The organism is Enhygromyxa salina, assembly GCF_002994615.1.
In the GTDB taxonomy this organism is placed as follows: Bacteria; Myxococcota_A; Polyangia; order Nannocystales; family Nannocystaceae; genus Plesiocystis; species Plesiocystis salina_A.
This window is the reverse complement of the sequence record NZ_PVNK01000148.1, coordinates 66,591-90,921: the sequence shown is the minus strand read 5'-3', so window position 1 is coordinate 90,921 and position 24,331 is coordinate 66,591. Positions and strand designations below refer to the sequence as shown.

General features: G+C 72.6%; 2 protein-coding genes. Both read right to left on the bottom strand.

Annotated elements, in window-relative coordinates; translation table 11 throughout:
- Positions 1–6 precede the first annotated feature (6 nt).
- Positions 7–11,124 (bottom strand): type I polyketide synthase, encoded by an 11,118-nt coding sequence (locus ENSA5_RS15835; RefSeq protein WP_444843369.1) that lies wholly within the window; start codon positions 11,122–11,124, stop codon positions 7–9.
- Positions 11,121–23,894: a type I polyketide synthase gene (locus ENSA5_RS15830; RefSeq protein ID WP_106392500.1), complete on the bottom strand. Its 12,774-nt coding sequence runs from the start codon at positions 23,892–23,894 to the stop codon at positions 11,121–11,123. The genes ENSA5_RS15835 and ENSA5_RS15830 overlap by 4 nt, the downstream gene beginning before the upstream one ends.
- Between the last annotated feature and the right edge of the window lie 437 nt (positions 23,895–24,331).

Below are 24,331 nucleotides of genomic sequence, written 5' to 3'. Positions count from 1 at the left end.
GGCTGCTCAGAGACCGTCGAGCAAGGAGTCGGCCGCGTCGAGGAGCTCGTCGTCGGACAGCTCATCAAAGTCGGGCTCGTCGTCGGCGCTGTCGTCGGCCTGTGCGCTGGCGAGATCGAGGAGCGCGTCGAGCAAGCCCGAGCTGCGCAGCGCGTCGAGGGGGATGCGCTGGAGCGTGCTGCGCAGCTCCTCGTCGTCGGTCGTGTCGTCGGTCGTGTCGGCGCTCGGCTCGGCCAACGCGTCGGCGCACAGGTCGAGCAAGAGCTGCGCGGCCCGGGCAGGTGAGGGGTAGTCGAAGGTCAGGGTCGCGGGCAAGACGAGGCCGGTCGCGCATTGCAGTCGTTGACGGAGTTCGACGGCCATCAACGAGTCGAGGCCGAGGTCGGAGAAGCCCGCGTCCGGGGCGAGGGTCGAGCCTGCGGCGAAGCCCAACACACCCGCGGTCTGCTCGACGACGACGGCGAGCGCGTGGTCGGGGCGATCGAGCTCGGTCAGCGGGCGCAGCTGGGTCAGCAGCGGTGGCTCGGCCCCGTCCTCGGCGTCGCCCTCGCTCGTCGACGACAGCGGCACGAGCTCGTCGAAGGCTGGACGCCGACGCATGCTGGCGAGGGCGGGGATCAGCACCGACCAGTCGGCGTCGACGACCGTTGCGGTCGGCGTCTCGCGGTCCGCGATGAGGTCGAGGCCATCGATGGCGAGGGCGGGGTCCATCGCCGTGAGCCCGGCACGGGCGAGCTGTTCGCGGGCGCGCTCGTCGGCCATGCCGCCGTCGGCCCACGGGCCCCAGGCGATCGACGTGGCCGGCGAGCCGGCGCGAGCGCGATGGAGGGCGAGGGCGTCGAGGTAGGCGTTGGCGCTCGAGTACGCGGCCTGCCGTGCGCTGCCCCAGACCCCGGAGATCGACGCAAAGAGCACGAAGGCGTCGAGCTCGTACCCGAGGGTGAGCTCGTGGAGGTTGCGGGCGCCCGCGACCTTGCCGGCTGCGGTGTGCTCAAACTCGGCGAGGGTCAGCTGTGACAGCGGCGTGAACGAGCCGGCGAGGCCGGCGGCGTGGACGATGGTCGAGGGGCGCGCGTCCTCGGCGTCGAGCGTGGCGAGCAGCGCGGCGAGCTGCTCGCGATCGCCGACGTCGCAAGGCGCGATCGTCACCCGCGCGCCGAGCCCCTCGAGCTCGGCCCGGAGCTCGGCGGCGCCCGGCGCATCGGGACCTCGGCGGCTGGTCAGGACCAGGTGTTGGACGCCGCGCCGGGCCAACCATCGGGCCGCGTGAGCGCCGAGGGCACCCGTGCCGCCCGAGATCAGCGCCGGGCCGCGGCCACGGAAGCCGGGCGCGGCCGGGGTCACCGACGCACGCACCAGGCGTGGCTGGTAGAGGCCGTCGCGCCGCAGCGCGAGCTGATCTTCCTCGCCCCGCGCGGCCAAGATCGCCGCCAACGCGCGCGCGCTTTGGGTGTCGAGCGTCGCGGGCAGGTCGATGACGCCGCCCCAGCGCCGGGGATGCTCGAGCGAGGCCACCCGGCCAAGGCCCCAGCTGAGCGCCTGGGCCGGGGACTCGAGCGCGTCGTCCTCGGCGACCGACACGGCGCCGACGCTGAGCAGCCAGAGCGCTCCGTCGATCGTGGTGTCGCCAAAGGCCTGGATCAGCGCGAGGTTGTGGGCGAGCCCGACCGGCAGCGCGAGGTGGTCAGCGTGAGGGCGAGTATCCAGCGCAGCCAGGGAGATGACCCCCGCGATCTGCTTGCCGTGGGCGAGCTGGTCGAGCGCGGGGGTGAGCTGCTCGCGCGAACTGGTGGGCGTGAGCGGGAGCTCGAGGACCTCGCCACCAGGGCGCTCGAGCGCGGCGACGAGGGCGTCGAGGAGCTCTGGGCGGGGCCTCGCCTGTGGTACCGCCACGATCCAGGTGCCACGGGCGGCCGGGGCGGCCGGAGCGGCCGGGGCGGTCAGAGTGGTCGCGGGTCGCCACTCGACACGATACCGCCACGCCGCGTGGGTGGCCTGGCGTCGCAGGCCCTGGTGCCAGCTGTCGAGCGAGGGCAGCAGCGACTCGAGCGACGCGCGACCGGCCTCGTCGACGGCGAGCTGCTCAGACAAGGAGCGGAGGTCGCCGCGCTCGATCGCCGCCCAAAACGCGGCCTCGGGCAGTCGTTGGTCGGCGTCGACCCGGGCGAGAGACCTCGAGCTTTGACGGTCGAGCCAGTGGCGCTCACGCTGGAAGGGGTAGGTGGGCAGCTCGACGACCTGCGCGTCGAAGGCCTCGAAGTAGGCGCCCCAGTCAACGTCGAGGCCGCGGCAGTGAAGACCGCCGAGCGCGAGCGCGAGGGTCTCGGGCTCGGGCCGATCGCGGCGCAGCGCGGGCAGCAGCGCGACGTGGTCCTGGCCTTGGTCGGACAGACAGCCGGCCACCATCGACGAGAGCACGCCCTGCGGCCCGAGCTCGAGCCATGCTCCGACGCCCAGCCCTTCGAGGACCCGGACGCCGTCGACGAAGCGGACGGCGGACCGGGCCTGACGGACCCAGTAGTCTGGGTCGCACAGCTCGCCTTCGGTGGCGAGCTGACCCGAGACGTTGGAGACGATCGGGATGCGCGGCGGGTTGAAGGAGACGGACGCGGCGACCTCGGCGAAGTCGGCGAGCATGGCGTCCATGCGGTGGGAGTGAAAGGCGTGGGAGACCCTCAGGCGCTTGGTCTCGCGGCCCCTGGCTTCGAACTGCGCGGCGAGGGCGAGGACCGGGGCTTCGTCGCCCGACACGACCGTGGACCGCGGGCCGTTGAGCCCGGCGATATCGACGCCCGGGTGGCCGGCGAGGAGCGGGAGCAGCTCGTCCTCGGACGCCTGGATCGAGATCATCGCGCCGCCGCCGGGCAGCGACTGCATCAGCCGGCCGCGGGCCGCGACGAGCTTGCACGCGTCGTCGAGCGCCAGGACCCCGGCGACGTGGGCGGCCGCGAGCTCACCGATCGAGTGACCGAGCAGGAACTCGGGCACGACCCCCCACGACTCGAACAGGCGGAAGAGCGCGACCTCGAGGGCGAACAGCGCGGGCTGGGTGTAGGCGGTCTGGTCGAGCTTCGAGCCGCGCTCGGCGAACATGAGCTGCATGAGCGGCTCGTCGAGGACCGCGTCGAATCGCGCGCAGATGTCGTCGAAGATCGCGCGGAAGCTCGGGTAGGCTTCGCGCAGCTCACGACCCATGCCGAGCCGCTGTGCGCCCTGGCCGGTGAAGAGCACCGCGAGCTTGGGCTGGGTCGCGCTCGCGCTGATCGGGCCGCGCCCGCTGGCGAGCTCGTTTAGCCCGTCGCGCGCGGCCTGGATCGATGCGGCGACGATGGTCGCGCCGCGCTCGTGGCGTGGGCGGGTCGTGAGCAGCGAGTAGGCGGTGTCGACGAGCGAGTCCGCGAGCGAGGACTGCAGCCGCGCAGCCTGGGCGCGGACGGCCGCGTCGGTCTTGCCGCTGAGGACCAGGGGCATGTACGCGGCTGCGAGCGTGTCGGGGCTGGCCGGGCGCCGCTCCTGTGTCGGCGCCTCCTCGACGATCACGTGGGCGTTGGTCCCGGAGATCCCGAACGAGGACACCGCGGCTCGTCGCGGGGCCCCCTCGCTGGTCCACGGCCTGGCCTCGCGCAGGAGCTCGACCCCGCCCTCGGCCCAGTCGATGCGTGGCGATGGCTCGTCGGCGTGGAGGGTCTTGGGCAGCAGCCGATGCTGGAGGGCGAGCACGAGCTTGATCACGCCGCCGACCCCCGCGGCCGCTTGAGCGTGACCGATGTTCGACTTGATCGACCCGAGCCACAGCGGCGCCGCGGCGCCGTGCTCCTGGCCGTAGATGGCTTGCAGGGCCTGGGCCTCGATCGGGTCGCCGAGCGGGGTGCCCGTGCCGTGAGCCTCGACGAGGTCGACCTGCGCGGCCGTCAGCCCAGCCGAGGCGAGGGCCGCCCGGATCACGCGCTGCTGCGAGGGCCCGTTGGGCGCCGTCAGGCCCTGGCTGCGGCCGTCTTGATTGATCGCGGAGCCCCGGACCAGCGCGAGCACGGGGTGGCCCTTGGCGCGGGCGTCGGACAGGCGCTCGAGCGCCAGGATCCCGGCGCCTTCGGACCAACCGGCGCCGTCGGCCTGGGCTGAGAAGGCCTTGCAGCGCCCGTCGGGGGACAGGGTCTTGAGCCGACTGAAGGTGAGGTAGGGATCGAGGGTCGCAAACACCGTCGCGCCGCCGGACAGCGCGAGGTCGCACTCGCCGTTGCGCAGCGCCTGACAGGCGAGGTGCAAGGTCACCAAGGAGGTGCTGCACGCGGTGTCGACTGTGATCGCCGGGCCCTGCAAGCCGAGCGTGTACGAGATCCGGCCGGACGCCACGCTGTCGATGTTGCCGAGGGTCGCGTAGCCGTCTTCGGCGTGCTCGGCGTCGGGGGCGAGGCGGAGGTAGTCGTCGTAGCAGACGCCGACGAACACGCCGGTCAAGCTCTCGCGCAGGGAGCTTGGATCGATCGTCGCGCGCTCGAGGGCCTCCCACGAGAGCTCGAGCAGCAGGCGCTGCTGAGGATCCATGGCCGCGGCCTCGCGTGGGCTGATCCCGAAGAAGCCGGGATCGAACAGGTCGTAGCCATCGATGAAACCACCGCCGCGGGTCGCGAGGGTCCCGGGCACGGCGGCGTCGGCGTTGAAGCGCTCGTCTGCGCTCCAGCCACGCTCACGAGGGAAGGGCGTGATCGCGTCGACCCCGTCGACGATCAGCTGCCAGAGCTGCTCGGGGGTCTCGACGTGACCGGGGAAGCGGCAGGCCATGCCGACGATCGCGATGGGATCGTCGGCGCTGTCCTTCGAGGGCTGTGGGCTGGTCTCTGGGCTCGGCCGCGGCTGCGCGTCGGGGTTGGGGTCGAGGTCGAGCTCGTCGCGCAGCATCCGGGCGATCGCGGTCGCGGTCGGGTAGTCGAACAGCAGCGTGGCCGGGAGTCGCAGCCCCGTCGCGTGTTGGAGGCGCCCGCGCAGCTCGACGGCCATCAGCGAGTCGAGGCCGAGCGCTTGCAGCGGCCGGTCTGGATCGAGAGAGCTCGCGGGCGCGCCGAGCACGACGCTGGCGTTCGCGCGGACGAGCTCGACCAGCGCTCGGTCCTGCTCGATCGCGGGCGTCGCCGCGAGACGCCGCGCGAGGGCCGAGGCGCCGTCCTTGCTGCTCGCCGACGCGCGTCGCTGGGCCCGGCGTCGAACCAGGCCCCGGAGCATCGAGGGGATGTCTCGCTCGCCGCGCTCGAGCGCGCGCGTGTCGAGGTGGGCGGCGACCCGCGCGGGGCTGCGACGGGCGAGGGCGGCGTCGAGCAGCGCGAGGCCCTCGTCGGGAGACAGCGGGACCAGCCCGCGACCTCGGAGTCGCTCGCGCTCGGCGTCGGACAGCCGCGCCGCCATCCCGCCTTCGGACCATGGCCCCCAGCCGAGGCTGGTCGCGGGCAGCCCGTGCGCGACCCGATGTTCGGCGAGCGCGTCGAGCCAGGCGTTGGCGGCGGCGTAGTTGGCCTGGCCGGGGTTGCCGAGGGTGGCGACGACCGAGGAGAAGAGCACGAACGCGGCGAGCTCCCGGTCTTGGGTCAGCTCGTGGAGGTTCCAGGCCCCGTCGACCTTGGGTCGAAACACGCGCGCGAGCTTGTCGGCGTCGAGCGAGGCGAGCGCGCCGTCGTCGAGGACGCCGGCGGTGTGGAACACGGCGGTCAGCGGGTGCTCGGCGGGGATCTCGGCGAGCAGCTCGGCGAGCGCGTCACGGTCTGCGACGTCGCAGGCGACGATGGTCACGTGCGCGCCCGCGGCCTCGAGGGACGCGCGGAGGTCGAGGGCGCCCGGAGAGGCCTCGCCGCGGCGCGAACACAAGAGCAGCCGACGAAGCTGGTGACGGTCGACGAGGTGCCTGGCGAGCAGGGCGCCGAGGCCCCCGGTGCCGCCGGTGATCAGCGCGGTCCCGTTCCGATCGATCGTCGGGGGGATCTCCAGCACGACCTTGCCGATGTGCTTGGCCTGGCCGACGAAGCGCAGGGCCTCGGGAGCCGCGCGCAGATCCCAGGTCCGAAGCGGCAAAGGTCGCAGCGCGCCTTGTTCGAACAGCTCGACGAGCTTGGCGAGCATGGCCTGGATCCGCTCGGGCTCGACCTGGGTCAGATCGAAGGCCTGGTAGACGACGCCCGCGTGCGCGGCTGCGACGGCCTCGGGCTCGCGCAGGTCGGTCTTGCCCATCTCGACGAAGCGACCGCCGCGCGGGAGCAGACGCAAGGACGCGTCGACGAAGTCGCCGGCGAGGCTGTCGAGGACGACGTCGACGCCCCGGCGATCGGTCGCGGCCATGAACGCGGGCTCGAACGCGAGGGTGCGCGAGCTCGCGATGTGAGCCTCGTCGAAGCCGAGCTCGCGCAGCGTGGCCCACTTGGGCTCGCTCGCGGTCCCGAACACCTCGGCGTTGAGGTGGCGGGCCAGCTGGGTCGCGGCCATGCCGACGCCCCCGGCGGCGGCGTGGATCAGGATCCGCTCGCCAGCTTTGAGCTCCGCGAGCTCGACGAGGGCGTAGTAGGCGGTCAAGAACACGGCCGCGACGGAGGCCGCGTCGGTGAACGACCAGCCCGCGGGGATCGGCGCGATCCGGCGGCGGTCGGCGATCGCGAGCGGGCCGAACGCGGCCGGGAACATGCCCATGACGCGGTCACCGAGCTCGAGGTCCGTGACCGCGCTGCCGAGCTCGATCACGACGCCAGCGCCGTCGAGCCCGAGCGGGCCGGCCTCGCCGGGATACATGCCCAAGACGTTGAGCACGTCGCGGAAGTTGAGCCCCGCGCTGCGGACCGCGATCCGGACCTGGTCGGGCTCGAGCGGCGCCTCGGCCTCGGGACGCGGGGCCAGCTCGACGCCGTCGAGCGAGCCCCGGGCCGCGACCGCGAGGTGCCACGCGCGGCCCGGCGGGGGCGTGAGCGCGTCGGTCGACGCGCGGACCAGGCGGGGGGTGCTCAGGCGACCGCGCCGAACCGCGATCTGTGCGTGGCCGGCTGCGATCGCCGCCGCGAGCGTGGCCGGGGCCTCGCTGTCAGCGAGATCGATGATCGAGAGGCGCGCGTCGGGGAGCTCGAGCTGGGCGCTGCGAACGAGGCCCCACAGCGGGGCGGTCGCGAGGCTGTGGACGCCCTCGCTCTCGTCGGTGGCCACGGCGCCGCGAGTCAGGAACGCGAGCGCGCTGCCGTCGAGGCGCGGCTCCGCCTGCCAGCGCTGGATGAGCTCGAGCGCGCGGGTCGTGTTGGCGAGGGGATCGTCCTCGGCCTCCACGAAGTTCGCGAGGATGATCGAGGGGAGCTCGGTCTGGGCGAGCACCGAGTCGAGGCTCGCGTGGGCCGTCGCGTGGGCGATGTGGACCCCGGCACCCGACCCGATCGTCACCCAGTCGATCTTGGTGTCGGTGTCGGTGTCGTCGAGCTCGAGGGCGACCCAGCGTTGGTCATAGAGGTGCTCGACACGAGGGCTCGCCGCCGAGCTCAGCTCGGGGGCCGAGACGGGGCGCAGGGCGAGGCGCTCGACTGAGGCGAGGGCCCTGCCGTCACCGTCGGCGAGGACCAGCGAGACCGCGCCCTCGCTCGGGCAAAGCCGCGCGCGGAGGACCGAGGCGCCGACCGCCTCGACGCGGACCCCCGCCCACGAGAAGGGCAGCGGCGCCCGGCCCTCAGGCAAGGACTCATCGAGGGCGAGAACATGCAGGACCGCGTCGAGCAGCGCCGGGTGGATGCCGTAGCGCTCGGCGTCGGTGGCGGCGTCCGGGCGGTGAAGCTCGACGAAGCGATCGTCGCCGCGGCGCCACGCGGCGGTCAGGCCCCGAAAGGCGGGGCCGTAGACGAGCCCGCGGGCGCCGAGGCGCTCGTGGGCGTCGGCGAGATCGATCGCTTCGGCGTCCGCGGGCGGCCAGGCGAGGAGCTCGTCGGACACCGATCGCGTCGCCGCCCCGAGCACGCCGTGAGCGTGCCGGGTCCAGCTCTGACCGTCGTCGGCCTCGCTGCGCGAGTGGATCGAGATCGAACGACGCCCGCCGTCGTCGGGCTCGCCGACGTAGATTTGTAGCGAGGCGGCCTGGCCTTCGCTGAGCTCGAGCGGCGCCGCGAGGGTCAGCTCGTCGACGACGTCGAGCCCGACCCGCTCGGCGGCCGCGCGCGCGAGCTCGACGAACGCGGCCCCGGGCACGATCGTGCGCCCGAACACCACATGGTCGGCGAGCCAGGGGTGGGTCGCGGTCGAGATGTTGCCGGTGATCAGCAGCGCGTCGACGTCGGCGAGGGCCACGATCGCGCCCAGCATCGGATGGTCGGCGCCGCGCAGCCCTGCGGAGCCGAGATCGGCGGGCCGAGACCCGGCGTCGAGCCAGTGTCGCTCGCGCTCGAAGGGGTAGGTGGGGAGCTCGACGGCCGGGGCCCGGGCCGGCCCAAACAGCGTCGACCAGTCGAGGGTCTCGCCCGCGCAGTGCAGACGCCCGAGCGCCGCCGCGAGCGACTCGGGCTCAGCGCGATCCGGGCGCAGCGAGGAGATCCGCGCGATGAGATCGGCGCCCGAGTCCGAGAGGCATCCGCTCGCGATCCCGGTCAAGGTCCCCTGCGGTCCGAGCTCGAGCATCGCCGAGACCCCCGCGGCCTCGAGGGTCCGAACCGCGTCGAGGAAGCGCACCGGCTGCCGAAGCTGGCGGACCCAATACTCGGGGGACGTCAGCTCATCCGCGCTCGCGAGCTCGCCGGTGACATTGGAGACGATCGGGATCGTCGGGGGCCGATACTCCAGCGTCGCCGCGATGCGCGAGAATTCGGCCTGCATCGGCTCCATGCGCGGCGAGTGAAAGGCGTGGCTGACCCTCAGCCTCCGGGTCTTGCGAGCGCGGGCGTCGAAGCGCCGCGCGATCGCCAGCGTCGGCTCCTCATCGCCGGAGATCACCGTCGACAGCGGCCCGTTGAGCCCGGCGATGTTCACTCGATCGCGATCGTCGCCGATCGCGTCACGGAGCTCCTGCTCGGACGCCTGGATCGAGACCATCGCCCCGCCCTCGGGCAGCGCCTGCATCAGGCGCGCGCGCGCCTCGACGAGCTTGCACGCGTCGGCGAGCGAGAAGACCCCGGCGACGTGGGCCGCGACGAGCTCACCGATCGAGTGGCCGAGGAGCAGCGCGGGCCGGACCCCCCACGACTCGAACAGGCGAAAGAGCGCGACCTCGACGGCGAACAGCGCGGGCTGGGTGTAGCGGGTCTGATCGAGGCGGGCCGCGGCCAGAGACCCGGGCTCGGCGAACACGATCTCGCGCAGGGGGTGGTCGAGGTCGACGTCGAAGTGGGCGCAGACCCGATCGAAGGCGTCGTGGAAGACCGGGTAGGACTGATAGAGCTCGCGGCCCATGCCCGGGCGTTGGCTGCCCTGGCCCGTGAACAGGACCGCGAGTCGAGCCTCGGTCTGGACCCTGCCCTCAACCATGTCGTTCGGCGTCGAGCCACCCGCGAAGGCTTCGAGGGCGAGCCGCGCTTGCTGGTGGGTTGTCGCCACGACCGCGGCGCGGTGCGCGAATTGGGTGCGGGTCGTGACCAGCGCGCTGCCGAGCTCGGTGAGCGCGAGCTCGTCGTGCTTGGCCAGCCAAGCGGCGAGGCGCCTGGCCTGGGCTCGGGTAGCGGTCGGCGTCTTGGCGGAGATCGGCAGGATACAGACCGGGGGCGGGGCCGCGCTCGACCTGTCGACCGCGACCGCTTCGACCGCTGGCGGCTCCTCGATGATCACGTGGGCGTTGGTGCCCGAGATCCCGAAGGACGACACGCCCGCGCGCCTCGGCTGGTCACCGCGGGGCCACGCTCGGGCTTCGTGCGCGAGCGCGACGGTCCCGTCGTCCCAGTCGATCTGCGCCGAGGGCTCGTCGGCGTGGAGGGTCTTGGGCAGGCGCCCGTGCTCCATGCCAAGCACCAACTTCATGACCCCGGCGACCCCGGCTGCGGCCTGGGTGTGGCCGAAATTCGACTTGATCGAGCCCAGCCACAGGGGCCGCTCGCGGGTATGCGCGCGGCCGTAGGTGGCCTGGATCGCGTGAGCCTCGATTGGATCGCCGAGCCGGGTCCCGGTCCCGTGGGCCTCGACCGCGTCGACGTCGGCGGCGCTCAGCCCGGCGTTGGCCAGCGCCGCCCGGATCACCCGCTGCTGCGAGGGCCCGTTGGGCGCGGTCAAGCCCTGGCTGCGGCCGTCTTGGTTGATCGCCGAGCCACGGATCACCGCCAGGACCCGATGACCGTTGCGCTGGGCGTCGCTGAGCCGCTCGAGCACGAGCATGCCCGCGCCCTCGGCCCAGCCCGCGCCGTCGGCCTCGGCCGAGAAGGCCTTGCAGCGGCCGTCGGGGGCCAGGGTCTTGAGCCGCGAGAAGGACAGCAGCGGCTCGGGCGTCGAGAAGGTCGTGGCGCCGCCGGAGAGCGCGAGGTCGCACTCACCCTTGCGCAGCGCCTGGCAAGCGAGGTGGAGCGTGACCAGGGAGGTGCTGCAGGCCGTGTCGACGGTCAGCGCGGGGCCCTGGAGGCCGAGGGTGTAGGCGATGCGCCCGGAGCTGATGCTGTAGAGATTGCCGAGGGTCGCGTAGCCGTCCTCTGCGACCGCGGGCGCGAGGCTCAGGTAGTCGTCGTAGCAGACCCCGACGAACACCCCCGTGTTGCTCTCGTAGAGCGACTTGGGAACGATGCCCGCGCGCTCGAGCACCTCCCAGGACAGCTCGAGCAGCAGCCGCTGCTGGGGGTCGATCGCGGCGGCCTCGCGGGGGCTGAGGCCGAAGAAGGCGGGGTCGAACAGCCCGGGATGATCGAGGAAGCCGCCGCCACGGGTGTAGGTCGTGCCGACCTTGTTGGGGTCGGGATCGTAGAGCCCGTCGAGGGCCCAGCCGCGGTCGGTGGGGAAGGGCGTGACCGCGTCGCGGCCCTGATCGAGCAGCTCCCACAGCTGCGCGGGCGTGTCGACCTTGCCGGGGAAGCGGCAGGCCATGCCGACGATCGCGATCGGCTCGCTGTGTTTGGCCTCGAGCTGCTCGAGGCGTTGTTTGGTCTGACGAAGTGCGGTGGTCGCTCGTTCGAGGTATGCGCGAAGTTTCTGCTCCCCCGCCTCGCTCATCAACTCATCCCCTTGATCTCGCTGTCGATCATGTCGAACAGCTCGTCGTCGCTCACGCCGGCGAACTCCTCTGCCTTCGCCTCGCCGCCTTGGTTGAGCTCCGACTCATCCATGAAGGGGGCCACGAGCTTGCGCAGCCGCGCGCTCACGCCCGAGCGCTCCAGATCCGCGTCGGACATCGCCCGGACCATGGTCTCGAGCCGGTCGATCTCGTTGTTGATCGGCGAGCTGATCGCGACCGCGACCGCCTGATCGAGGTTGAGCTCCTCGCGGATCATCTTGGCCAGCGCCCCCGACGTTGGGTAGTCGAAGAGCAAGGTCGAGGGCAGCCGCATGCCCGTGACCGCCTGGAGGCGGTTGCGCAGCTCGACGGCGACGAGCGAGTCGAGGCCCAAATCCTTGAGCGGACGATCGGGGCCGAGGCTCTCGGGCCGCCCGAGGTCGAGGACCGAGGCGATCTCCGTGCGCACGAGGTCGAGGACCGCGCGCTCGCGGTCGACCTCGGGCAGCGCGGCGAGGCGCTGCTCGAGGGTCACCGTGGTCGCCCCGGTCGCGATCGCCGCCCGTGGTCGCGGCGCCGCGCGGACCATGCCCCGGAGCATCGTCGGCGGGGCCTCGGACTGGGTCGCGACCGCGCTGGTGTCGAGGTGGGCGGGGACCAGCATCGGGTCCGGGCGCCCGAGGGCGGTGTCGAGCAGTGCGAGCCCGTCGACGGGCGCGAGCGCGACCAGACCGCGGCGACGCATGCGGGCCCGATCCGCGTCGGACAGGCGCGCGGCCATGCCCTCACCGCCCCAGGGGCCCCACGCGAGGCTCGTCGCCGGGAGCCCGCGGGCGTGGCGGTGGCTGGCGAGCGCGTCGAGGTAGGCGTTGGCGGCCGCGTAGCTGGCCTGACCGGCGTTGCCCATCACGCCGACGATCGACGAGAACAGCACGAAGGCGCTGAGCTCCCGGTCCGCGGTCACCTCGTGGAGCACGGTCCCGGCGCCGACCTTGGGCCGGAAGACCTTGTCGATGCGCTCGGCGTCGAGCGAGGGGAGCACGCCGTCGTCGAGCACGCCCGCGGTGTGGAACACGGCGGTCAAGGGGTGCGCGGCCGGGATCGCGTCGATCACTCGGGCGAGGGACTCGCGCTCGGCGACGTCACAGGCGGCGAACTCGACCTGGGCGCCGAGCAGCTCGAGCTCGACGCCGAGGTGCTTGGCGTTGGGCGAGTCTTGGCCCCGGCGCGAGACCAGGAGCAGGTGACGCGCGCCGTGACGCTCGATCAGGTGCTTGGCGACCATCGTGCCGAGGGCCCCGGTGCCGCCGGTGATCAGCACGGTCCCGTCGGGGTCGAAGCCGCGCGGGAGCTCGAGCACGACCTTGCCGACGTGCTTGGCCTGGCTGACGAAGCGGAACGCGTCGGGGGCCTTGCGGATGTCCCAGACCGTGGTCGGGAGCGGCTTGAGGGCCCCGTCTTCGAACAGCTTGCTGAGCTTGGTGAACATCGCCTGGATGAGCTCGGGGTCGAGCACCATCAGATCGAACGCCTGGTACTCGACGCCCGGGTAGTCGGCGGCGACGCGCGCGGGGTCGCGGACGTCGGTCTTGCCCATCTCGAGGAAGTGGCCGCCCTCGGGCAGGAGGCGCAACGACGCGTCGACGTACTCGTGGGCGAGGCTGTCGAGCACGAGGTCGACGCCGCGGCCCCCGGTCGCGGACAAGAATTTTTGCTCGAAGCCGAGGGTCCGCGAGCTCGCGAGGTGAGCTTCGTCGTAGCCGAGCTCGCGGGCGGTCGGCCACTTGGGCTCGCTCGCGGTCCCGAACACCTCGGCGCCGAGGTGGCGGGCGAGCTGGGTCGCGGCCATCCCGACGCCGCCGGTCGCGGCGTGGATCAGGACCTTCTGCCCACGCTCGAGCTTGCCGAGCCCGACGAGGGCGTAGTAGGCGGTCAGGAACACGATCGGTACGGTCGCGGCCTCTTCGAAGCTCCAGTGCTCGGGGATCTTGGTGATCACGCGGCTGTCGGTCACCGTGACCGGCCCGAACGCCGCGGGCATCATCCCCATCACCCGGTCGCCAACCGCGAGGTGCCGAACCCGCGAGCCGAGCTCGGTGACCAGGCCGGCGCCTTCGATGCCCAGCTCCCCCGCCTCGCCCGGGTACATGCCCAGGGCGTTGAGCACGTCGCGGAAGTTGAGCCCGGCCGCGCGCACGGCCACCCGGACCTCGTCGGGTCCGAGCGGGCCCATCGCCTGGGGCCACTCGTCGAGCATCAGGTTGTCGAGGGTCCCCTTGGTCGAGACCGCCAGGTGCCAGGTCGCGGACCCGGTCGGCGGGGTCAGCTGATCGAGCGCCGGGGGCCGGGCCAGGCGCGGGGCCAGCATCATCCCCTCGCGCAGGGCCAGCTGGGGCTCGTCGCAAGCGAGGGCGGCGGGCAGGGCCCACAGCGAGACCTCTTCGTCGTCGAGATCGACGATCGTCAGCGAGCGGTCGGCGTTCTCGACCTGGGCCGTGCGCACGAGCCCCCACAGCGGCGCCGCAGCGAGATCGCGGACGTCCTCGCGGGTCTCGGTCGAGACCGCGCGGCGGGTCAGGAAGATCAGCCGGCTGTCGACGAAGCGCGAGTCGCCGAGCCAGGTCTGGAGCAGCGCCAGGGCCCGGTGGGTCGAGGTGTAGGGATCGGCGGCGGCGTCGGCCTGGAACCACGGGACGAGCACGACCTCGGGCGCGGGCTTGCGCTTGTCGAGCTCGTCGACGATCGCGTCGAGGCGAGGGTACTCGCTGACATCGACCGAGGCGCGCGAGAGCGTGTCGGCCAGCTCGATGCCGCCGTCGTCACCGACGATCGCCCAGCGCCCGGCCGAGTCGACGGCGCCGGTGTCGAGAGGGATCGACCACTCGACGGCGTAGAGCCCGTCAAAGCGCTGCGAGACCAGGGCCTCGCGGACGTGCTCGGCCGCGGCCGGGCGGGTGACGAGGGTCTCGATGAAGGCGACCGGCTCGCCAGCGGCGTCGGCGATCGCGATGCTGACGGCGCCCTCGCTCTGCTTGGGGGTGAAGCGGACGCGCAGCGCCGTCGTGCTGGTCGCGTAGAGCTCGACGCCCTCCCAGCTGACCGGCAGCTGGACGGCGTCGCTGTCGTGGTCGAGGTACTGCAGGACCAGCGGGTGCAAGGCGGCGTCGAGCAGCGCGGGGTGGAGGCCGAAGCGATCGGCGTTGCGGGCCGGACGCTCGGGCAGCTTGACCTCGACGAGGAGCTCGTTGCCGTGGGTCCAGGCGCGCACGAGCCCGCGAAAGTCGGGGCCGTAGGCGAGCCCGGCCTCGTCGAGGGTCGCGTAGGCCGTGCGCGCGTCGGGCCCGAGGTTGATCGGCTCGGCGCCCGGCGGCGGCCACGAGTGAAGATCGAAGTCGGCGATCCGCGGGCCCTGACCGATGAAGCCCGAGGCGTGGCGCCGCCACGGCGCGTCGCGCTCGGTCTCGGCCCGGGTGAAGAAGGTCAGCGCGCGGCTGCCAGCCTCGTCGGGCGACCCGACCGAGAGCTGGATCAGCACGCCGCCCTTGCTCGGGAGCGCGAGCGGGCGCTCGATCGTGAGCTCGTCGACGCGATCGAGGCCGACGCGCAGGGCCGCGACCTGGGCGAGCTCCAAGAACGCGGTGCCCGGCAGCAAGGCCGCGTCGAAGACCACGTGGCTCGCGAGCCAGGGGTGCTCGGCGAGGGCGATCCGGCTCGTGAACAGCACGCCGTCGGAGTCGGCGAGGCGGATCGCGGCGCCGAGCAGCGGGTGCTCGGCGTCGGTCAAGCCCGCCGAGCTGACGTCGGCCGCGCGGGTCTCGCTGCGATCGATCCAGTAGCGCTGACGCTGGAAGGCGTAGGTCGGCAGGCCCATGCGCTTGGGCCCAAAGGGGGCGAAGAAGGCCTCCCAGTCGAGCTCGTAGCCGTGGACGTGGAGCCCGGCGACGGCCATGTTGAGGGTCTCGACCTCGGGCTTGCGCTTGTGCAGGGTCGGGAGCACGACCGCCTGGCGCAGGGCCTTGTCGGACAGGCAGGGCGGGGTCATGCCCGAGAGCACCGCGTGGGGTCCGAGCTCGACGAAGGTCGTCACGCCCTCGGCCTCGAGGGTGTGGACGCCGTCGAGGTAGCGCACGGCCGAGCGGATGTGGCGGACCCAGTAGTCGGGCGAGGTCAGCTCGTCGGAGGTGGCGCGCTCGCCGGTCACGTTGGACACGATCGGGATCTTCGGCGGCTTGAAGTCGAGCCGGCTAGCGATCCGCCGGAACTCGTCCATCATCGGCTCCATCCGCGGCGAGTGGAACGCGTGGCTGACCGACAGGCGCAGGACGTTGCGGCCCATGGCCTCGAAGTGGGCGGAGATGTCGGCCGCGGCCTGCTCCTCGCCGGAGATGACGATCGCCATCGGGCCGTTGATGCCGGCGATGCTGATGCGCGCGTCGAGCAGCGGGCGGACCTCGTCTTCGCCGGCCTGGAGCGAGACCATCGCGCCGCCCTCGGGCAGGGCCTGCATCAGGCGGCCGCGGGCGGCGACGAGCGTGCACGCGTCTTCGATCGAGAGCACCCCGGCGACGTGGGCGGCCGCGAGCTCGCCGATCGAGTGACCGATGAGGATGTCGGGGGTCACGCCCCAGGCGTTCCACAGCCGGTAGAGCGCGACCTCGAGCGCGAACAGAGCCGGCTGGGTGTAGCCGGTCTGGTTGAGCAGCGCGGCCTCGGCGGTGTCGGGCTCGGAGAACATCAGCTCGAACAGCGGCCGATCGAGGTGGCGGTCGAGGTGGGCGCAGACGGTGTCGAGGGCGTCGCGGAAGGTCGGGTAGCGGTTGTAGAGCTCGCGGCCCATGCCCGGGCGCTGGGCGCCCTGGCCGGTGAACATGAACGCGAGCTTGCCCTTGCGGTGGTCGCGGGGCGTCATCGCGCCGTCGCGCGGCTCGGCGCCGGACTTGGCGAAGTTGTCGAGCACGTCGATGATCAGATCGGCGGGCGCGTCGCTGTCGATCGTCAGCGCGAGGCGGCTCTGGAAGTGGGTCCGCGTGGTAGCGAGGGAGTAGCCGAGGTCGAGGGCCGAGACCTGCCAGTCGAGCTCGGGGCCGATCTCGCGCAGGTGCTTGGCCAGCGCGCTGGCCTGGGCGACGAGGTCGACCTTGGTCCGGCCCGAGAGCACCAGCGGCAGCTCCGGCGGGGTCGGCATCTCTGGCGCGATCACGTGGGTGTCGTCGGCCGGCGCGGCCTCGAGGATCGCGTGGGCGTTGGTCCCGGACATGCCGAAGGACGACACGCCCGCGCGGCGCGGGGGCCCGTGCTCGCGCGGCAGCCACGGCCGATGGCCGTCGACGACGTCGACCGAGAGGCTCTGCCAGTCGATGTGGGGGTTGCGGGGCTTGGTGTGGAGCGTGGCCGGGGTCGCGTCGTTTTGGAGGCAGGCGACGAGCTTGGCGACGCCGGCGAGCCCGGCCGCGGCCTCGAGGTGGCCGATGTTGGTCTTGATCGCGCCGAGCAGCAGCGGCCGGTCGGGCGGGCGGCCTTCACCGTAGACCGCGGCGAGGGCCTGGACCTCGATCGGATCGCCGAGCGAGGTCCCGGTCCCGTGGCACTCGACGTAGTCGATGTCGGCGGGCGCGAGCTGGGCGTCCTCGAGGCACTGGCGGAGCAGCTTTTGCTGCGAGGTCCCGTTGGGCGCCGTGATCCCGCTGCTGGCCCCGTCGTGGTTGACGGCGGTCCCGCGCACGAGCGCGAGGACCTCGTGGCCGTTCTTGCGCGCGTCGGACAGGCGCTCGAGCGAGAACACGATCACGCCCTCGCCGCGGCCGTAGCCGTTGGCGTTGGCCGAGAAGGTCTTGCAGCGGCCGTCGGGCGCGAGCGCGCGGGTCCGCGAGAGCTGCACGAACACGTCGGGCGCGGCGAGGATCTGGACCCCGCCCGCGAGCGCGAGCTCGCACTCGTGGTTGCGCAGGGCGTTGCAGGCCAGGTGAAAGGCGACGAGCGAGGACGAGCAGGCCGTGTCGACGGCCAGCGCCGGCCCCTGGAGGCCGAGGGTGAAGGCGAGCCGACCGGCGGCGAAGGAGGTCTGGGTGCCGGTGAAGGTGTAGGCCTCGCCGGGGCCCTGGCGGAGGTGGTCGTAGTCGCTGGGCCCGAGCCCGACGAACACGCCGGTCAGCGAGTCGCGCAGCGAGCTCGGGACCACGCCCGCGCTCTCGAGCGCCTGCCACCCGGCCTCGAGCAGCATCCGGTGCTGGGGGTCGATGTTCTTGGCCTCGCGCGGGCTGATGCCGAAGAAGGCCGGATCGAATTGATCGATCTCGTCGAGGAACGAGCCCTCGCGGACGTAGCTGTGGCCCTTGGACTCGGGGTCGGGGTCGTAAAACTCCTCGACGTTCCAGCGCGTGGAGGGCAGGGGGCCGACGGCCTCGCGCCCGGCGGAGAGGAACTCCCACAGCGAGCGCAGATCGACGATCTCGCCGGGCATCCGGAGGCCGACGCCGATGATCGCGATCGGCTCGTGGCTCGGGGCCGCGTCGTCCTGGGCGCGGCGATCGTCGCCGAGCTCGGCGGCCATGCCGAGGGCCGGGGCCAGGCCCTCGAGCAGGAAGTTGGCCACGTGCTGGGGTGAGGGGTGATCGAAGGCGAGGGTCGCCGGGAGGCTCAGGCCGGTGTCGCGCTGGAGCCGACGGCGGACCTCGACGGCCATCAGCGAGTCGAGCCCGAGGTCGACGAAGCCGGTGTGGGCGTCGAGGCGCGAGGCGTCGTGGTAGCCGAGGACCGCGGCGGTCTCGCCGAGCACGAGGTTGACGAGGGCGCGGAGGCGCTCGCTCTCGGACAGCCCGCGGAGGCGCGCGAGCAGCCGGGCCTCGTCGGGCTCGGACGAGCTGTCGCTCGTGTCGAGGGCGGCCTGGGCCTCGGCGATGTCGTCGAGCAGCGGGCGCGGGCGCGCGGCCGCGAAGCTCGGCGTGAACCGGCCCCAGTCGATGTCGGCGACGATCATGTTGACGTCGCCGTGGTCGAGGCCCTGCTGCAGGGCCTGGATCGCGAGCTTGGGATCCATCGGCTCGAGCCCGCGCCGGCGCAGCTCGTGCTGCGAGGCGTCGTCGGAGCTGCCGCTGGCCCAGGCGCTCCAGGCGACCGAGACCGCGGGCAGATCGAGGCTCGCGCGGTGCTCGATGAACGCGTCGAGGTAGGCGTTGGCGGCCGCGTAGACCGCCTGGCGGCCGCTGCCCCAGACCCCGGCGATCGACGAGAAGGTGATGAACGCGTCGAGGTCGTGGTCTTTGAGGAGCTCGTGGAGGTAGCGGGCCCCGGACACCTTGGCCCCGGCCACGCGGACGAGCTCGTCGAGGGAGGTCTCGTTGATCGAGGTCGTCTGGGCGACGCCGTCGGCGTGGATGACCGCGGTCAGATCCTCGCCCTCGGCGTCGAGCTGATCGAGCAAGGTTGCGACGGCCTCGCGGTCGGTGGTGTCGCAGGCGACCAGCGAGACCCGGGTGCCGAGCTCCATGAGCTCGGCGTCGGGGCCGTGGCCGCTGGTCAGGACCAGGTGCTCGGCCCCGGCCGCGGCCAACCACCGGGTCACGCGAGCGCCGAGGGTCCCGGTCCCGCCCGTGACCAGGATGGTCCCGCGCGGCTTCCACGGCTTGTGGTCGCTGAGGTCGGTCAGCGGCGCGCGCACGAGCCGACGGACGAACACGCCAGTGTTGCGGATCGCGAGCTGATCTTCGCGCGCCTCGTTGCTCAAGATCGCGAGCAGGCGGCGGGTGGCCTTGAGGTCGAGCTGCGCGGGCAGATCGACGAGCCCGCCGAAGCGATCGGGGTGCTCGAGCGCGGCCACCCGGCCGAAGCCCCAGGCCATCGCCTGGAGCGGGTGCGAGAGGGTGTCGGCGCGGCCGATCGAGATCGCGCTCGAGGTCAGGAGCCACAGCGGCGCCTCGATCCCCGCGTCGCCCAGCGACTGCGTGAGCACGAGGTTGAGGGCGAGGCCGCCGGGCAGCATCGGCTGCTCGGCCATCGGCTCCTCGACCAGGGCCAGGAGCGAGATCACCCCGCGCGGCGCGGCGCCGTCGAGCTTCGCGCGCAGCAGCCGGTTGGTCACGTCCTCGCGGTCGGGCTCGTCCTCGTCGACGGGCACGCGCACGACCGTGCCGCCGGCCCCGGAGATGCCCTGACAGATGATCTCGATGACCTCGGGATCCTCGGGCTCGGACGCGCTGACGATCAGCCACGTGCCCGTGAGGTTGCCGAGCGTCGGTGGGGTCGGGGCGGGCTTCCACTCGACCCGGTAGCGCCAGGCGTTGAGCGTGGTCCGCTCCTGGTGGTTGCGGCGCCAGGTGGTCAGGGCCGGGAGCAGCGACTCGAGCGAGCCGCGGTGGGCGTCGTCGGCGATGTTGAGCGCGTTGGCGAGGGTGTCGAGATCGCCGGACTCGATCGCGCTCCAGAACCCGGCGTCGGCGGCCGGGAGCTGGGCGCGGACGGCGTCGGCCACCGGTCGCTGCTTCGGAGCGGTCTCGACCCAGAAGCGGTTGCGCTGGAACGCGTAGGTCGGGAGCGTGACCCGACGCCCGACCGAGATCTTGTGCCAGTCGATCTCGAGCCCGCGGGTGTGGAGCTCGCCGAGCGAACGCATCAGCCGCATCGGCCCGCCCTCGCCGCGCGCGAGCGAGTCGACGGCGACGCCGACCACGTCGGCCTTGGCCAGGCAGGCCTCGAGCGCCTCGCGCAGCATCGCGTCGGGGCTGACCTCGATGAAGAAGCGGTAGCCGTCGGCCAGCATCTTCTCGATCGTGTCGGCGAAGCGGGTCCGCATCCGCACGTTGCGGTACCAGTACTCGGCGTCGAGCTCGCGGCCGACGAGCTTCTCGGCCCGGACCGTCGAGTACAGCGTCGTGGCCACGGCCCGCGGCGCGATGCCCTCGAGCGCCGCGAGGATCTCGTCGCGGACGGTCTCGATCTGGGTCGTCGCGGGGGCGTAGTCGATCGGCAGGCGCCGGGCCGACTCGATCTCCGCGACCAGGGTGTCGATCACGTCGGGCTCGCCGGCGAGGAGGGTCGCGCCCGGGCCGTCGTGGGCGCAGATCGTCACCCGCTCGCCCCAGCGCTTGAGGTGGGGGTCGAGCTCGGCCGGCGGGAGCGGGACGACGGCGACGGTCCCGCGGCCGGTCAGGCGTCCGAGCGCGCGGCCCCGCAGGGCGATGATCTTGCAGGCGTCGTCGAGGCTCAGGGCGCCGGCGACGTAGGCCGCGGTCAGCTCGCCGACGCCGTGGCCGACGATGCCGTCGGGCTCGAGCCCGACCCGGAGCCGCCACAGGGTCGTCAGCGCCGAGCTGACCGCGAACAGGACCGGGTGGATGACGTCGGTGCGGTCGAGCGGCGGGGCCCCCTCGACGCCGCCGAGGACATCGAGGAGCGACCAGTCGACGTACATCGACAGGGCGCGATCGCAGGCCTCGAGCTGCTCGCGGAAGCGGTCGGAGATCTGCAGCAGGGTCCGGGCCATGTTCGGCCACTCGGAGCCCTGGCCCGAGTACACGAAGGCGACCTTGCCCTCGACCCGGGCCTCGCTCACGACGATGCGCGGATCGGAGTTGGCGTCGCCGCGGGCGAGGGCGTCGAGGGCCTCGAGCGCGCTGTTGATGTCGTGCGCGGTGATCGAAGCCCGGCGCTCGAAGTGCGCGCGCGTGGTCGCGAGCGAGTGCGAGAGATCGGCGAGGGTGACGTCGGGGTGCTCGAGCAGGTGAGCCTGGAGGCGCTCGGCCTGGGCCTGGAGGGCGATCTCGCTCTTGGCCGAGATCAGCAGCGGGACCCGGTAGCGGCTCTCGACCTCCCAGACCTCGACCTCGTGGACGCCGACCGTGTCGAACATCCGCTCGGCGATCTCGGGCCGCAGCATCTCGAGCTGCGGGGCGTGGGCCCAGACCGCAGGCCAGCCGGGATCGAGGCCGAGGGCGAACAGGCGCGAGAGGCTCTTGAGCATGGCCCCGCGCTCGTCCTCGTTGCGCCAGCACGAGGGCAGGGCGGTGAACGAGCCCTTGGCCCCGTCGAGGGTCTGCTCGATCGAGCCGAGCAGGGTCGGGTGCGAGCTGAGCTCGACGAAGGTCGTCGAGCCCTCCTCGGCGAGGAGCTCGATCGCCTGGCGGAAGCGGACCGGGCTGCGGAGGTTGCGGCCCCAGTACGAGGGCGTGCACTCGGGCCCGGCGATCGGCTCGACGAGGACCGTCGAGATCATCGGGATCTTGGCCGGGCGCGGGGTGATGCCTTCGAGCGCGGCCTCGAGCGGCGCGATCAGGGGCAGCATCTCGGGGCTGTGCGAGGCGAAGTCGATCTCGACGCGACGGATCCGGACGCCGCGCTGGGCGAGCAGCGCCTCGGCGTCTTCGATGGCCTGGCGCGGACCCGAGAGCACCGTCGAGCGCGGGCTGTTGTGGGCCCCGATGACCAGGTCCTTGGCGGCCTCGCCGAGGCGCTCGAGCAGCATCGACTCGGGCAGCGAGACCTGGAGCATCGCGCCGCGTCCGGCGGCGAGCTCACCGACGATGCGGCCGCGCTCGACGACCACGCGGGTGGCGTCGTGGAGCGAGAGCACCCCGGCCAGGTACGCGGCCGCGATCTCGCCGACGCTGTGGCCGACGATCGCGTCGGGCTCGATGCCCCACGAGGTCCACAGCGCGCCGAGCGAGACCTGGACCGAGAACAGCACGACCTGGACGACCTCGGCGTTGTCGAGGCGCGAGCGGATGCTGTCGGCGAGGAGCTCGTCGATCACCGACCACCCGGCGAGGCTCTGGACCTCGCGGTCGACGGCCTCGAGCGCGCCGCGGAACACCGGCTCGCCGAGCAGCAGCGTCCGGGCCATGCCCAGCCACTGCGAGCCGTGGCCCGAGCACACGAACACCACCCGCGGCCGCTCGGGCGCGGGCTCGAGGCTGCGCAGGCCCCCGGCGAGCAGGCCCGAGAGCCCGTCGATCAGCTGCTCGGGCGCGTTGAGCATCAAGCTGACCCGGTGGCTGCCGGGCCCGGTCCGCTCGGACAGCGCCCGGCACAGGGCCGCGGTCTCGTTCCAGGTGCTGAGCTCGAACGCGAAGTCGAGGGCCGCGAGGACCTGACGGCGCAGGCCCGCGGCGGTGACCGAGCCGAGCGGGAGCAGCAGCGCCTCGGACTTGGGCGCGGCCTCGAGCACGGTGTGGCAGTTGGAGCCGCCGAAGCCGAAGGAGCTGACGCCCGCGCGCGGGACCTGGTCGGCGACCGGCCAGCCCTCGACCTCGGTCTGGACCTGGAGCCGGAGCTGGTCGAAGGGGATGTGCGGGTTGGGCTGCTCGAAGTGCAGGTTGGGCACGAGCATCCGGTGGTAGAGCGAGAGCGCGGTCTTCATCAGACCGGCGATGCCCGCCGCGGCCTCGAGGTGGCCCATGTTGGTCTTGATCGAGCCGAGCCGCAGGGGCTGATCGGGGGTGTGGGCCGAGCCGATCACGGCCCCGAGCGCGCTGGCTTCGAGCGGGTCACCGAGGATCGTGCCGGGCCCGTGGGTCTCGACGTAGTGGACCGTGGCCGGGTCGACGTGGGCGTTGGCCAGGGCCGCGCGCAGGACCGACTCTTGGGCCTTGGGGTTGGGCGCGGTCAGGCCGTTGGAGAAGCCGTCGTTGTTGGCCGCGCTGCCGCGGATCAAACAATAGATCCGGTCGCCGTCGGCGATCGCGCGGCTGAGCGGCTTGAGCACGACGAGCCCGCCGCCCTCGGCCCGGACGTAGCCGTTGGCGCCCGCGTCGAAGGCCCGGCACTGACCGGCGGGGTTTTGGGTCCCGAGCTTGGTCATCACGACCGAGCCGTGGGGCGTGATGATCAAGTTGATGCCGCCGGCGACGGCCATGGTCGTCTCGCCGGCGCGCAGGCTCTGGCACGCGAGGTGGACCGCGACCAGCGAGCTCGAGCTCGCGGTGTTGACCGTGAGGCTCGAGCCCTCGAGCCCGAGGGTGTAGGAGATGCGGCCCGAGATGATCGAGGTGTCGGCCCCGGTCCCCGTGTGCTGATCGATGATCGTCGGGTCGTCGGAGCTCAGGCGCGCGTAGTCGCACCACATCGCGCCGACGAACACGCCGACGTTGCTCCCGCGCAGCCCGAGGGGATCGATGCCCGCGTCCTCGAAGGCCTCCCACGACAGCTCGAGCCCGAGGCGCTGCTGCGGGTCCATCTGCTGGGCCTCGCGCGGCGAGACGCCAAAAAAGGTCGCGTCGAACTGATCGACCTGGTCGAGGAACCCGCCCCAGCGGGTGGTCATCTTGCCCGGCGCGGCCCGGTCGACGTCGAGGTAGTCCTTGACGTCCCAGCGGTCGGTCGGGACCTGCTTGACCGCGTTGCCGCGGTTGCGCAGCAGGTCCCACAGCTGCTCGGGGTTGGACACGCTGCCGGGCAGGCGACAGCCGATCCCGACGATCGCGATCGCCTCGGTGCTCATCGAGGCGCCGAGCCCGGGCCCGCGTCCGCCGAGGTTGGCGCCGCTGGTCGTGGGCGCGCGGTTGTTTTGAACGGCGACGGCGTGCTGCGCGAGCGCGAGCGGGGTCGGGTGCTCCCAGGGCGCGACCGGCGAGAGCGCGTGACCGATGTGGCTGGCGAGGCGCGCGACCAGGGCAGTGATCTGCTCGGAGTCGAGGCCGAACTCGCGAAAGCGCGTGTTGGGGTCGATGCGCGCCGGCGCGAGCCCGAGGGCCCGGCTCATCGCGTCCTTGAGCCAGGTCAGGACCGGCTCGTAGTTATCGGCGGGAGCCTTCGCTCGGGGATCACGTTGACTTTGGATCATCGCGGTCCTTTAGGTGCTTGGCCATGAACGATCGCGGGCGTCGGACCGCGATAGCGAGGAGTGGGGAATGTCGGAGAGGAGCACCATGCGAGCGAGCTTCCGACCGCGAGGGCGCGATCGTCGACCAGGGTCGAGCCGGGGGTGGCGGCGAGGAGCACACGATACCGCCGTGGGGCCAGCGGTTGCACTACGTTTCAGCAGCTTGTGCCGCGCGGATCTCGAGCTCTTCGAAGGCGAGTGAGCGGCGCGTCACCCAGGCAATGCGCTCGAGCGCGCATCGGAGCGCGGCACGGAACAAAAGATCACAATGGTTCGCGACCGCTCGCAATCCGGTCTTTGCGGACGATCGTCAACAAACGCAGACCACGCGACCCCCAGCTCGGATGGCGCTGCGGTCGCGGATCCCCATCGATCACACACACCTGCGCAGTCCGCCT

Bases quoted from the DNA above. Each gene is read 5' to 3' on its own strand.
- ENSA5_RS15830 (WP_106392500.1), bottom strand. From the start codon at position 23,894: ATGATCCAAAGTCAACGTGATCCCCGAGCGAAGGCTCCCGCCGATAAC.